At 60.8% G+C, this 13711-nt stretch carries 12 protein-coding genes; 8 read left to right on the top strand and 4 right to left on the bottom strand.

What is annotated here, in order from left to right; all coding sequences use genetic code 11:
* Positions 1-75: 75 nt before the first annotated feature.
* From ACW9HX_RS10630 to ACW9HX_RS10620, 3 genes are all read right to left on the bottom strand, one after another.
* Complete coding sequence (locus ACW9HX_RS10630; RefSeq protein ID WP_457380557.1) at positions 76-1347, bottom strand: OmpP1/FadL family transporter; 1272 nt, start codon at positions 1345-1347, stop codon at positions 76-78.
* A gap of 199 nt (positions 1348-1546) precedes the next feature.
* On the bottom strand, positions 1547-2167 hold the full coding sequence (locus ACW9HX_RS10625) for a TetR/AcrR family transcriptional regulator (protein WP_457380556.1): 621 nt from the start codon (positions 2165-2167) through the stop codon (positions 1547-1549).
* A gap of 129 nt (positions 2168-2296) precedes the next feature.
* On the bottom strand, positions 2297-2893 hold the full coding sequence (locus ACW9HX_RS10620; protein ID WP_457380580.1) for a TetR/AcrR family transcriptional regulator: 597 nt from the start codon (positions 2891-2893) through the stop codon (positions 2297-2299).
* 148 nt (positions 2894-3041) lie between these two features.
* On the opposite strand from ACW9HX_RS10620, the gene ACW9HX_RS10615 reads away from it, so the two are divergent.
* The 4 genes from ACW9HX_RS10615 to ACW9HX_RS10600 all read left to right on the top strand — a co-directional run bounded on the left by ACW9HX_RS10615 (position 3042) and on the right by ACW9HX_RS10600 (position 6988).
* Positions 3042-4142 (top strand): alkene reductase, encoded by a 1101-nt coding sequence (locus ACW9HX_RS10615; RefSeq protein WP_457380555.1) that lies wholly within the window; start codon positions 3042-3044, stop codon positions 4140-4142.
* 39 nt (positions 4143-4181) lie between these two features.
* Positions 4182-4970: an SDR family NAD(P)-dependent oxidoreductase gene (locus ACW9HX_RS10610; RefSeq protein WP_457380554.1), complete on the top strand. Its 789-nt coding sequence runs from the start codon at positions 4182-4184 to the stop codon at positions 4968-4970.
* Positions 4971-5052: 82 nt separating this feature from the next.
* Positions 5053-5922 (top strand): alpha/beta fold hydrolase, encoded by an 870-nt coding sequence (locus ACW9HX_RS10605; RefSeq protein WP_457380553.1) that lies wholly within the window; start codon positions 5053-5055, stop codon positions 5920-5922.
* 67 nt (positions 5923-5989) lie between these two features.
* Positions 5990-6988, top strand: coding sequence for an NADP-dependent oxidoreductase (locus ACW9HX_RS10600; RefSeq protein WP_457380579.1), 999 nt, complete (start codon positions 5990-5992; stop codon positions 6986-6988).
* Positions 6989-7181: 193 nt separating this feature from the next.
* Here ACW9HX_RS10600 and ACW9HX_RS10595 read toward each other — a convergent pair whose 3' ends face one another.
* Positions 7182-8390 (bottom strand): MFS transporter, encoded by a 1209-nt coding sequence (locus ACW9HX_RS10595; RefSeq protein ID WP_457380552.1) that lies wholly within the window; start codon positions 8388-8390, stop codon positions 7182-7184.
* Positions 8391-8619: 229 nt separating this feature from the next.
* On the opposite strand from ACW9HX_RS10595, the gene ACW9HX_RS10590 reads away from it, so the two are divergent.
* The 4 genes from ACW9HX_RS10590 (at position 8620) to ACW9HX_RS10575 (ending at position 13705) form a co-directional block, all read left to right on the top strand.
* Positions 8620-9552: an AraC family transcriptional regulator N-terminal domain-containing protein gene (locus tag ACW9HX_RS10590; RefSeq protein ID WP_457380551.1), complete on the top strand. Its 933-nt coding sequence runs from the start codon at positions 8620-8622 to the stop codon at positions 9550-9552.
* 78 nt (positions 9553-9630) lie between these two features.
* The gene (locus ACW9HX_RS10585; RefSeq protein WP_205890821.1) at positions 9631-10086 is read left to right on the top strand and encodes a (2Fe-2S)-binding protein; all 456 of its coding nucleotides are present in this window, start codon (positions 9631-9633) and stop codon (positions 10084-10086) included.
* Positions 10086-12335, top strand: coding sequence for a molybdopterin cofactor-binding domain-containing protein (locus tag ACW9HX_RS10580; RefSeq protein ID WP_457380550.1), 2250 nt, complete (start codon positions 10086-10088; stop codon positions 12333-12335). Before ACW9HX_RS10585 ends, ACW9HX_RS10580 begins: the two co-directional genes overlap by 1 nt.
* 17 nt (positions 12336-12352) lie before the next feature.
* Positions 12353-13705 (top strand): c-type cytochrome, encoded by a 1353-nt coding sequence (locus ACW9HX_RS10575; RefSeq protein WP_457380549.1) that lies wholly within the window; start codon positions 12353-12355, stop codon positions 13703-13705.
* Positions 13706-13711 lie beyond the last annotated feature (6 nt).

Genomic DNA, 13711 nt, shown 5'->3' with positions numbered 1-13711 from the left:
GCAGCTACCCCAAATCGCTTTAAGAGTCGGGAGACACGTCTACTCCCGACCCGCATTTGGCTTAACCACGCTCAACTAGAAGCGGTAACTGACCGACGTACCGAATCCGCTGGCACTGTTCTTGTACTTGGCACTGTAGGCACCTCTCGCTGCCGAGGTGTCATTGACCTCGACGCTCTCCTCCCAAAGATAGGAATACGCGAGATCGATCGTGACATTGTCCACGGGCGTCCAGCCGGCGCCGAAGCTGACAACCTTACGGTCGCCCGTCGGAATGCGCGGCCCGCGATTGGAGTTGTTGGCGGGTGACTGATCGACCGAAAACCCGCCACGCAGCACCCACTGTTTATTCAGTTGATAGGCCGCACCGATCGCGTGAGCCCAGGTGTCATGCCAGTTCTGTTCTTCGCTGATCGTCCCCAATTGGCCGCTCAGCAACGGCGGCAAGCCGCTGTTCTCAATCGTCAGTTCCTTGAAGCGGCTCCAGCGCGTCCAGGTACTGCCCACATAAAGCGTCCAGTCGTTGTTGAATTGATGCGTCAGCGAAAAGTCCACCGACTCCGGCGTGTCCACATCCAGCGATGCGTCATAGCTACGGCCGCTGACGCCAAGCACGCTGAAGATGCCATCCGTGACCTTGGTTTTGGCATCCAGGTGGTAACTGACTTTGGAGTGGTATGTCAGGCCCAGACGGGTCTGTTCGGTCGCCTGCACCAGCACGCCGGCGTTGAAACCCAGTGCGGTGTCATCGCCGGTGCTTTTGAGCTTGCCGTCATTACGCCCCGGGCTGAGTGGATTGGGCACCATCCCCGATATTTCTCCGCCGATACGGTTGATGGTCGGCCCGAATCCGATCGAGACTTTTTCGTTAAAGGCATAGCTGATCGTCGGCTGGAAGGTCAGCGTGGTGACTTCACTCTTGTTGGCGTAATAGCGGCCGGCAAAACCGCTGCCATAGTCGGTGATCAACCCGAAAGGCACATAGAACCCGACACCAAATGCCCAGTGTTCATCGATCGGTTTGACGTAATACCCCATCGGCACCGTGGTGGTGGGCACCATGTCGCCGTCTTCCTTTCCCCCAAACGTACTGTGTGTCTGGCTGATGTCCGATTTGGCGAACAGCGTCGCCGCCCCCACGCTCACCTGCTCTCGTTTAAGCCGCGCCATGCCTGCCGGGTTGCCGTAGATCGTACTGGCGTCTTCGGCAGATGAAGACCGCCCGGCAAAACCGGACCCCATCCCGCTGATGCTTTGTTCGTTGAGTGCAAAACCACCAGCCAACACATTGGAGGACACCAGCGCGACGGCCAGGCCGACGGGATTCTTGAGCATTATTTTTTTCATTATCTGGACTCTATGGGATCACTGAAAAACAACATCGAAAACGACAGCGAAGCCATACTATCCAAGTGACCATTTCAGTCAATGGTCACATAAAGCAAAATTGAACGCCGCCCCGGCGCATATGTGTCGGGAACAGGAAATCTGGTTGGGGGATGTCGCGCTGTGGCTCAGCTCACCTGAACAGGTGAGCCGGGTTGGGTCAGGGCATCAGGCTGCGCAGAATGAGGTTGGAGGTCAGTGTGGGCGCTACCTCGATAAAATCGAGATTGTGCTGCAGCAGCAACGGGTTGACGAAGGGCCGCAGGGCCAGATGAATCGCCTCGACGGTCTCGTCCAGCGGAGTCTTGCGCTCGAACTCTCCGAGCTCTCGCCCTTCACGCACGATGTCGAAGATAAAGCGCTTGATCTGCTCCTCATACATCTGGGCACTGGGCCAGCGCTCCCCGGCGGAGAATGCAGCGATATCGTAGAGCTTGCGATCATTGAAGAACAGGTCGACACCGGTTGCTATCACGGTTTTCACCAGTCGGCGGAAACGCTCGGTCGGCGAAATCGCCTCTGCGTTAACAGCCTGCTCTACCGCTGCAACGATTTGGCCCAGACAATTTGAGCAGATCGCTTCGCCGATCGCCTGTTTGGAATCAAAGAACTTATAGATGTACGCCTTGGAAAAACCGATGGCCCTCGCCAGGTCGGAAACCGTGGTTTTGCCATAGCCGTATTGGCTGAAGTGTTCATTGGCTGCCGCGACAATCTGATCACGAATGTCGTGATCGACTGGGCCACGTGGGCCGGGCGAAGTTATGGATGGCTGATTCATGGACGTAGCTTACTCACCCTGTCGAGGACTTACAAATCGTGACCAATTGAGTACAGAGTCACGAATAATTGGCCAATCGGCTGAAATCGGTCTGACGCTCAAGTCGTCGAACAGGGCGGTTCGGCCCTTCTACGGCGCTTCCACTTCATCGACCGGCAACACCGGTAATGAAGCAAGCATTTCAGCGCGGCATGCCTCAAGGATTTCATCCGCCAGTGCGGAATCATCCGGGCAGGCGCGTGACAAGACAATTGCGCCGACCGCACGCGACAGCAGGTCGATCATTTTCTTTCTCCCCTCACCCTCCGCGGCATCCGGCCCTGTCGGATATTTTTCCCCGAGGGTTTGCAGGGTGTGTTCAATGCCTTCGGCAAACGTTGCTTTCACATCGTCCGACTGACGCGCCGCGTCGCCACACAGTGCGGCCATCGTGCAACCGCTGCCGCGTCCGTCGCGATGTTCTCTGTTCACATAGACGTTGATGAATCCGGGAACATCGAGCGCCTGAGCGCCGGTCAACGATTTGCCAAGACTGCAAGCAGAGGCTTCGACCATCAGGTCGGCCTTCGAACCGAAATGCTTGTAGAAGCCTCCATGGGTGAAACCGGCAGCCGCCATAAGATCCGCCACACCGACGCCATCAAAGCCACGCTCACGGAACAGCTCTGAGGCCGTTTCAACGATGTGCTCTCGATTGGCCTGCGCCTGGGCCTTGGTCACTCTCACGTGCGATACCTCGTGTTTAGCGGGAATTCCTGCGTCCGATGATACATAGATGTTGTCCATAATCAAAACTGTTGACAGTTTAGATTTCGATCATCATCCTAATTCCACACCCCACCGACCTCCATCACGGGCACGGAAGATTCATCAGATGACCAAGCAGACTCTGTTCACCCCTTACACGCTAGGCAGTCTTACGCTGTCGAACCGCGTCGTTCTCGCACCACTGACACGCAACCGCGCAGGCCAGGGCTTTGTCCCCGGCGAATTCGCGGCGACCTATTACAGCCAGCGTGCCAGCGCCGGTCTGCTGATCAGCGAAGCCACGCAGATTTCCCGACAGGGCCAGGGTTATCAGGACACGCCCGGGATCTACACCCAGGCACAGATTGACGGTTGGCGCACCGTCACCGATGCGGTCCACGCCAAGGGCGGCAAAATCTTCCTGCAGCTGTGGCATGTCGGCCGCGTCTCACACGTAGACCTGCAAGAAAACGGCGCCGCCCCCGTGGCCCCTTCTGCGTTGCGCGCCGCTACCAAAGTGTTCGTCAACAACCGCTTTGAAGACGTCTCCGAACCCCGCGCCCTGGAAATCAGCGAACTGCCTGGAATCGTCTCCGATTTCCGCCAGGCCGCGGCAAACGCGGTCGCTGCCGGGTTCGATGGGGTGGAGATTCACGGTGCAAACGGCTACTTGCTGGATCAGTTCCTCAAGGACAGCGCCAATCTGCGAACCGATGCTTACGGCGGTTCGATTGAAAATCGTGCGCGTCTGTTGCTCGAAGTGACGGCGGCTGTCGTCAATGAGATCGGCGCGGATCGCACCGGTGTGCGCCTGTCTCCCGTGTCCCCGGCCAACGGCGTCTCCAGCAGCGATCCGCAGGCGCAATTCGATTACGTCGTCGAGCAACTCGACGCCCTCGGTGTGGTTTACCTGCACGTGGTCGAAGGCGCGACCGGTGGCCCGCGCGACGTGGCCCCTTTCGATTTCGGCGCCCTGCGCCAGCGTTTCAAAAACACCTATATCGCCAACAACGGCTATGACCTCGACCTGGCGACTGCGAGTCTCGCCGAAGACCAGGCCGACCTGATCGCCTTCGGTCGCCCGTTCATTGCCAACCCGGATCTGGTGGAGCGCCTCAAACAGGGTGCGCCGCTGTCCGCGTTCAATCCCGCCACCCTGTATGGCGGCGGCGCGGCGGGCTATATCGACTACCCGACGCTGGCTGAATCAAGCGCCAGCGCAAGCTGAGCGCGTTCTGTTTCTCACCTCCTGAAAGAGAGATACCCCATGAGCACTCGCCCTACTGTTCTCATCACCGGCGCCTCCACCGGCATTGGCGCCGTGTACGCCGAACGCTTCGCCAAACGTGGCCACGATCTGGTTCTGGTCGCCCGCGACAAGGCTCGCCTGGACACACTGGCAGCGCGCCTGCGCAGCGAGCACGACGTCGCCGTCGATGTCATCCCGGCGGACCTGACCCAACTCGGCGATCTGACCACCGTTGAAAGCCGCCTGCGCGACGACGCCCGTATCGGCATCCTCGTCAATAACGCCGGCGCCGCGCTGTCCGGCCACTTCGTCGACCAGAGCACCGACAGCGTCGCGCAACTGGTGGCCCTCAACACCACAGCGCTGGTACGGCTTGCCAGCGCCATCGCCCCACGCCTGGCCAAGGCCGGCGACGGTGCGATCATCAACATCGGTTCGGTGGTGGGCCTGGCGCCGGAGTTCGGCATGACGGTCTACGGTGCGACCAAGGCCTTCGTGCTGTTCCTGTCCCAGGGCCTGAGCCTGGAACTGTCGCCTCAGGGCGTCTACGTGCAGGCCGTATTGCCCGCCGCCACCCGCACGGAGATCTGGGATCGCTCCGGCATCGACGTCAACACCTTGAGCGAAATCATGGAAGTGGGTGATCTGGTGGATGCCGCACTGGTCGGTTTCGATCGTCGCGAAGCTGTAACCATCCCGCCGCTGCAAGAAGCTGAGCGCTGGGATGACCTGCAGGGCGCACGCCAGGGCCTGCTGGGGCAAATCCGCCAGTCTGCGGTTGCCCAGCGCTACCAGACTCCACAGTGATTTTTTGCTAGCGAGCATTCGCGCCGGATTCGATGCAGGCGCATGACATTGCATCGAATCCAGCCCGCTGTCCGGAGTGACAATGAATTCAATGCAGACAAATTCCCGTTCGGGTTCGCCGGCGTCGTTCATCGACGCGGCGAACCAGTCGATCATGGTCAACGGCATTCCCTTCGCCTACCGCGACACCGGGCCCGCAACGGGTGTGCCCCTCGTACTGTTCAACCATTGGGGCGCGGTGCTGGACAACTTCGACCCGGCGATCATCGATGGCCTGGCGCAAACCAGACGCGTCATCACCACCGACTATCGCGGCATCGGCAACTCGGGTGGAACCGCACCACTGACGGTGGGTGAAATGGCCGACGATGCCATCCAACTGATCCAGGCGCTGGGGCTGACAACCGTTGATGTGCTCGGTTTCTCCCTCGGCGGTTTCGTCGCTCAGGACATCGCCCTGAAGGCACCTGATCGGGTGCGCCGTTTGATTCTGACCGGCACCGGACCGGCGGGCGGCACTGGTATCGACAAGGTCGGCACAGTGTCGTGGCCATTGATCCTCAAAGGCCTGCTGACCCTGCGCGATCCCAAGTTCTACCTTTTCTTCACCTCGTCGGCCAATGGACGACGGTCCGCCTCGCAGTATTTACGACGCCTAAAAGCACGCAAGAACAATCGCGACAAGGGCCCGACGCCCCGCGCTTTCCTGCGGCAATTGAAAGCCATCACCGCGTGGGGCAAACAACCGCGGCAAGCGCTAGGACGTTTGCGGACGCCAACGCTGATCGTCAACGGCGACAACGACATCATGGTGCCCAGCGTTAACTCGTTTGAGCTGGCCAGGCTTATCCCCGACGCACAGTTGGTGATTTATGAAGATGCCGGGCACGGCGGCATTTTCCAGCATCACGCTGACTTTGTGGCCAAGGCGCAGGCGTTCCTCGATGCCTGACCACTTCACGCAGCAACACCGCAATGCACCGGCTAGCCTCCTTACAACCAGCAAGAGCCGCACCACGATGAAAGCATTTCTGATTGATCGCTATGGCAAGAACCCCGGACGCATTGGCGAAGCGCCCGCCCCCGCAGTCGGTGCCCACGACGTCTTGATCGAGGTCCATGCGAGCAGTGTCAACGTGCTGGATTCAAAGATCAGCAAAGGCGACTTCAAGCTGATCCTGCCCTACTCCTTTCCGTTGATTTTGGGCAATGACCTGGCGGGCGTCGTGGTTGAAGTCGGCCCGCAGGTGACACGCTTCAAACCAGGAGACGAGGTATACGCTCGCCCGCCCGAAGCGCGGATCGGGACCTTCGCCCAATTGATCGCTGTGAATGAAAATGCGGTCGCCCTGAAACCCGCCAATACCAACATGGCACAAGCGGCATCCCTGCCCTTGGTTGCACTGACCGCCTGGCAAGTACTGGTTGAAACCGCTCGGCTGCAAAAGGGCCAGAAAGTGCTGATTCACGCAGGTTCCGGCGGCGTCGGCACCGTTGCCATTCAGCTTGCCAGACACCTCGGTGCGTTTGTCGCCACAACCACCAGCACCGCTAATGTCGGATGGGTCAAGGCGCTGGGCGCCGATCTGGTGATCGACTACAAACAGCAGAGCTTCGAAAATGTGCTGCATGACTACGACGTGGTGCTGAACAGCCTTGGCGCCGACGTACTGGAGAAGTCACTCAAGGTCCTCAAGCCCGGTGGCCAGCTCATTTCCATCTCGGGGCCACCCACTGCACAGTTCGCGCATGAGCAAGGTTTGTCCTGGCCATTGCAGCAAGTCATGCGCCTGCTGAGCCTTGGCATTCGTCGCAAAGCGCGCAAGCAGGACGTCAGTTATGCGTTCGTGTTCATGCGGGCCAATGGTGCTCAACTGCAACACATCACCACGCTCGTGGAGGACGGAATCATCAAACCTGTGGTTGATCGTTCCTTCCCCTTTGAATCAACGGCAGAGGCATTGAAGTACGTTGAGCAGGGACGCGCCAAGGGAAAGGTGGTTGTTTCGCTCAAATGACCACGGCGCCTGCTCACGAATCGACCGTAGAACCTGCACAGCCTCCACAGCTTGAGCGGTCATCATCCCACGTGATTTCGCCAGAGGAACAGCAAGCGCTTCAACCGGACGTTGCGCGGGTTGAACCGCCCGTTATCGTTTGGCGCAGTTTGATGCTTGAGCCGTAAGGCGAAACGGGTTGAATGTGACCTCGTCAGGCTGTCGCGTTCGACACGACAGGAAGAACTTCCTCGGCATTGCGCCCGGCCAGACAGGCCAGCACAGACGCGGCGACCAGGACAGCGGCACTCAACTCGAAGGTGGCTTTGTAACCGCTCAGATCAAACGCCAGACCGCCAATGATTGCGACGCCGGCGATTGCCAGTTGGACAATCGCGACGAGCAAGCCGCCTCCCGCTTCCGCATCATCCGGAAGCGTTTGCGCCAGCCATGTCCACCAGCCGACCGGCGCGGCTGTGGCAACCAGTCCCCAGAGTCCGAGCAACACGGCGGTCAGCAGCGGTGATTTACCGAAGCTGACTAATGCCAGCGCGATGGCTGCCATGATCAGCGGAATGGCTGTCAGCGTGCGGTAGAGGCCGCGACCCATAAACCGTTCGATCAGAAAGGTGCCGATAAACCCTGCCAGTCCCAACCCCAGCAGCATGAGCGACAAAGTTGAGACACTGACGCCCGTCACGCCCTCAAGAAATGGCCGCAGGTAGGTGAACAGCATGAACTGGCCCATGAAGAATACGCTGACGGCGACCATGCCCAAGGCCACTGGCAACTGCTTCATCAGTCGCAGGACATTGCCGCTACCTGCCTGACGCTCGGCCTTGAAAGACGGAAGGCTCACCAGCAGCCACACGGCGGCAAGCACCGTGACCGGAACCACACAAAAGAATGCGCCGCGCCAGCCGATCAGCGAGCCAAGAAAGCTCCCTGCCGGAGCGGCAATGACCGTGGCTAAAGCGTTGCCGCCGTTGACGATGGCCAGCGCACGGGAAACCTGATCAGGTTGCACCAGGCGCATCGCCGTCGCCGCCGACAGCGACCAGAAACCACCGATCGCAATCCCGATCAAGGCACGCCCAAACATGAATGACGGGTAGCCCGGGGCGAGCGCGACAACCGTTCCGGAGACGATCATCAGCAAGGTCAGACCCAGCAGAAGCCTCTTGCGTTCGATGCGAGCAGCGACCGAGGCAATCAACAAACTGGTGATCAATGCAAAGGCACCGGATACGGAAATCCCCTGCCCGGCCTGGCCCTCGGTGATGTGCAGATCTGACGCGATGGGCGTCAGCAAGCTGACGGGCATGAACTCTGAAGCGACCAGGGCGAATGCGGCCAGCGACATGGCCAGCACGGCGCTCCAGCCGCCTGTTCTTTTAGAAGGATCTGTAGAACGTAACGTCATGGGATCTACCTGTGGTGCGAAAAACGCAGGGGGGTGATGCGCAGGGGCAAGCAGTTTGTCGCCCGTCCAGGCACTGCCCCTGTAACAGATAGACACATTCTCCCGGTCAATCCGCTGCTTCCCTAGCGCATTCCTCTTGAATGCTTGCCTGATCCTCTGGCGATGCAGGGCGATGGATAGGAAACGTCTCGCGCGCGGATTAGAGTTCGGTCAACAGGAGTGACCCGACATGATCCCTACCCCCCTGCCCCTGGAATCGCCTTTGGCACTGCACATCGACCCGCGTGCGCGGATACCGGGTGACTTCGCCACGGCCATACCCGGCCTGACGCTGTTTCGTCGCGACCAGCCGGCGCCCCCCGTTGTGTGCATGATCGAGCCCAGCCTGATTCTCGTGGGTCGCGGCGAAAAGCGTTTGTGGGTCGGTGGTGAGGGTTACAGCTATGACCCTTCGCGGTTTCTGGTCACGTCGCTGGATCTGCCCGCCAACTCCGAAGTGATGCTCGCCAGTCCAGAACAGCCCTGTGTCGGCCTCGTTCTGAAACTGGATGTCAGCATGCTCGCCGAGGTCATCACCAAGAGTGGCTTGCCCGCAAAACGCCAGCCATCAACGGGTACGGGCGCTGCGATTGGTAGCCTGTCGTCAGCTCTGGAGGACGCGCTTGATCGTCTGCTGGCATTGCTCGATGAACCCGAGGCGATCCCGGTCCTGGCGCCGCTGATTCTGCGGGAAATCCACTATCGGCTGCTCCACACCGACCAAGGTCCACGGCTGCGGCAGATCACGGCCGTCGATGGCCAGGGTTATCGCATCGCCAAGGCCATCGACTGGCTCAAGGTCAACTACACCGATGCCCTGCGCATCGACGATCTGGCCGCACGGGTGCAGATGAGCGCTCCGACCTTTCACCATCATTTCCGCCAGCTCACCGGCATGAGTCCGCTGCAGTACCAGAAATGGCTGCGGCTGAACGAAGCGCGGCGGCTGATGCTGATCGAGCGCCTGGACGTGTCGCGGGCGGCGTTTGCGGTCGGCTATGAAAGTCCTTCGCAGTTCAGCCGCGAATATGGCCGGCTGTTCGGCACCGCGCCGAGTCGTGACATTGCCCTTTTGCGCGGGCAGCCATTAGAGGCAGAAGCGCTCGAAACAGTCGCGAATTGAACGAAAACCGGTGATGCGCCTCGCCGCGAGTCATCGCTCATAACAATGCACGTCAACCGATGATCAAGCGGGTGAATCATGGAACTACGAATCAACCAGAAGACCTACCAGGTCGATGCCGACGCCGATACACCCTTGCTATGGGTGATCCGTGATGATTTGGGCATGACCGGCACCAAATACGGCTGCGGACTGGCGCAATGCGGCGCCTGCTCGGTGCTGGTGGACGGCAACGTGGTGCGTTCGTGCGTCACGCCGGTGGCCGGTGTAGTTGGCCGCGAGGTCACCACCATTGAGGCCATCGAAGCCGATGAAGTGGGCAAAAGGGTGGTCTCGACCTGGGTCGATCTGCAGGTCGCCCAGTGTGGCTACTGTCAGTCCGGGCAGGTGATGGCTGCCACCGCCCTGCTCAAACAGAACCCCAAACCAAGTGATGCGCAGATCGAGGCGGCGATGGTCAATCTGTGCCGCTGCGGTACCTACAACGCCATTCATGCCGCCGTGCATGAGCTTGCCGGCAAGGGAGAAGCGTGATGAACGTTCGTATCGACCCTTCACTGCAAGCCTCAGCACTGAATCTGCATGAGCCGATCAATGTTTCGCGCAGACGTTTTCTGACCGGTACCGCCGTCGGCGCACTGGTCCTCGGCTTCGGTCTGCCACTGGGTACGACGCGCGTACAAGCTGCCGCTTCTGCGACGGCCGAACGCGGCACGCAGGTCCCGGCGTTCCTCGAGATCCGCCCGGACAACCGCGTGCGCCTGCTCTGCCCGTTCATGGAAGGCGGACAAGGGACGTTCACCGCAATGGCGCAGATCGTCGGTGAAGAACTGGATGCCGACCCGGCGACCTTCCTCGTCGAAGCCGCCCCGCCCGGCGAAGCCTATGTGGTGATGGAAAACGGCATGCGCATCACCGGCGGCAGTATGTCGGTGCGCATGAGTTACCCGGTCATGCGTCGCCTCGGCGCCCTCGCCCGCGCCATGCTGTTGCAGGCCGGCGCGCAGCAACTGGGCGTGCCGGTGAGCGAGTTGAGCACCGAGCCTGGCAAAGTCGTCCACGCCAAGTCGAACCGCTCGCTGGCCTATGGTGAACTGGCCGAGCGCGCGATGGATCTGCCGGTTCCCGATCCGGCCTCGGTGAAGCTGCGTGATCCGAGCCAGTTCCGCTGGATCGGCAAACCGGTGAAGCGCCTCGATGCCTACGACAAGTCCACGGGCAAGGCGCTGTACAGCATCGATCTGAAGGTCGACGACATGCTCCACGCCGCCGTTCAACATGCTCCGCGCCTGGGGATGACGGTCGGCAACCTGCGCAACGAAGACCAGGTCAAGGCGATGAAAGGCGTGCATTCCGTGCACCGTCTGCCAGGCGCTGTGGCGGTGGTCGCCGAGCGTTGGTGGCACGCCAAACGTGCTGTCGAGGCGATCCAGGTTGACTGGCAAGAGCCTACGGCCGACAGCAAAGTGCGACCGATGCCCGCCGACTTTTCCAGCGATGCCTGGTTCAAGCGCCTCGCTGAAGATAAAAGCCCCGCCAAAGATGATGAACATGAAGGCGACGTGGCTTCGATTCTCAAGGAAGCCAAGACCCGGATCGACGCCACTTACCACAACCAATACCTGAACCACGGACAGCTGGAGCCGCCTTCAGCACTGGCCCGGTTCAATCCGGACGGCTCGCTGGAAGTCTGGCTGCCGAACCAGGCGCCGGACATGTTCCGTGCCGACATCGCCAAACGCACGGGGCTGGATCCGTCGCGCATCACCTTGCATTCGCCGCTGCTGGGGGGCTTCTTTGGCCGGCATTTTCTCTACGACTCGGCCAGTCCCTATCCTCAGGCAATTGCGCTTTCCAAAGCGGTGGGCCGCCCGGTCAAACTGATCTGGAGTCGCGAAGAAGAGTTCCTGCGCGACGTGCTCCGCCCGGTTGCCGCAGTGAATTTCCGTGCCGCACTGGACACCGACGGCTGGCCGCTGGCAATCGAAGCGATCAGTGCCACCGAAGGCCCGACCGAGGCACTTGCCGGCAAGCAGGGCGAAAAACTTGACCCAACTGCGCTTGAAGGCTTGTCGGGCAAGTCCTACGCGATCCCCAACAAACGCATCGCGCAGATCTACGTCAAAGGTCCGGCGATGCTCGGCTACTGGCGCTCGGTGGGCAACTCTCTGAACGACTTCTTCTATGAATCGTTCCTCGATGAGCTGGCTGACAAGGGCGGCAAAGACCCGTTCGACCTGCGCCTGCATTTGCTGCGCGACAACAAGCGTTTGACCACCCTGCTGCAAGCGGTGGGTGAGCTGTCGGGCGGCTGGAAACGCGGCCCGTTTACCGCCGAAGATGGCAGCCGACGTGCGCGCGGCGTGGCCATGGCTTCGCCGTTCGGTACGGAGACGGCGGTAATCGCCGAGGTGTCCATCGAGAACGGCCAGGTCAAGGTGCATGACATCTGGCAAGCGATTGATCCGGGCAGCATCGTCAATCCGGCGATTGTCGAGGCTCAGGTCAATGGCGCCGTAGCGTTGGGACTGTCGCAAACACTGGTGGAAGAAGCCGTGTGGATTGATGGCAAACCCCGGGCGCGCAACTACGACTTGTATCCGATCCTGCCGCCTGCGCGGATGGCCCGGGTTCATGTGCGTGTGGTCGAGAGCAGGGAAAAAATGGGTGGCATCGGTGAACCGCCGTTGCCGGCCGTTGCGCCCGCCGTCGTCAATGCGGTGGCAACGCTGACCGGGCAACGGGTACGCAGCCTGCCCCTGAGCCGACACACTTTCACCTGATCAGCGCCGGAGCGTTTATGAACAACAGCCGATTCGCAAGAACCGCTGGCTGGCTTGCCGTGCCGTGCCTGGTCGCGGCAGGCCTGCTGGCCTGGTATGTCACCCGCGAGCCCGTCTCGCGCCTTGAAAACCATCAGATTGCCGTGGCCGATATCGACCCGGGGCTGGTCGCACGGGGCGAATACGTCGCCAGGCTCAGCGATTGCGTGGCGTGTCACAGCGTGCCGGGCGGCGCGCCATTCGCCGGTGGCCTGGAAATGGCCACGCCGCTGGGCTCGATCCATGCGACCAATATCACCCCGGACACGGAAACCGGTATTGGCCACTACAGCCTGGCGGACTTCGACCGTGCCGTGCGTCACGGCGTGGCGCCCGACAGTCGCCGTCTGTATCCGGCGATGCCCTACCCGTCCTACGCCAAGCTCAGTGATGAAGATGTTCGAGCGCTGTATGCGTTCTTCATGAAAGGCGTGGCACCGGTGAAACAGGCGAACATCCCGAGTGCGATTCCGTTTCCGCTGAACCTGCGCTGGCCGATTGCGCTGTGGAACGGCGTGTTTGTCGATGCCGAACCGTATGCGGCTAAACCGTCGCAGGATGAGCGGTGGAACCGCGGCGCTTACCTCGTTCAAGGCGCCGGGCACTGTGGCAGTTGCCATACGCCGCGCGGCCTGGCGTTCAACGAGAAGGCACTGGATGAGTCTGGCAAGCCATACCTGTCCGGCGCCCTGCTCGATGGCTGGTACGCGCCGAGCCTGCGCGACGACCACAATACCGGTCTGGGCCGCTGGAGTGAGCAGGAGATCGTGCAGTTCCTCAAGACCGGGCGCAACATGCACGCGGTGGTCTATGGCTCGATGACCGAGGCGTTCAACAACTCCACGCAGTTCATGAGCGATGACGATCTGACCGCGATTGCCCACTACCTGAAATCGCTACCCGGGGATCGCACACGGGATGGTGCGCCTTGGCAGTATCAAGCGATATCGGCAGCTGTACGCTTGGACTCGCCCGGTGCACATACCTACGTGACGCGCTGCGCTTCGTGTCACGGCCTGGACGGCAAGGGTCAATCGCAATGGATGCCGCCGCTCGCGGGCGCGACTTCGGCATTGGCCAAGGAAAGCGCTTCGGCGATCAACATCACCCTCAATGGTTCGCAACGTGTGGTGGCGGCCGGCGTACCGGATGCCTATCGCATGCCGGCCTTCCGTGAGCAGCTGTCGGATCAGCAGATCGCCGAAGTGCTGACGTTCATGCGCAGTACCTGGGGCAACCAGGCCAGCGCCGTTGATGCGCAGACGGTTGGCAAACTGCGTGAACACACCGATCCGGCCAGCAGCAGTCCGATCATCCTGCAGATGCGCTAGAGGAGC

It is taken from the genome of Pseudomonas sp. SDO52101_S400 (genome assembly GCF_054071635.1).
Note: the sequence above shows the minus strand (reverse complement) of the source record. Positions and strands in the feature narration are given on the sequence as shown.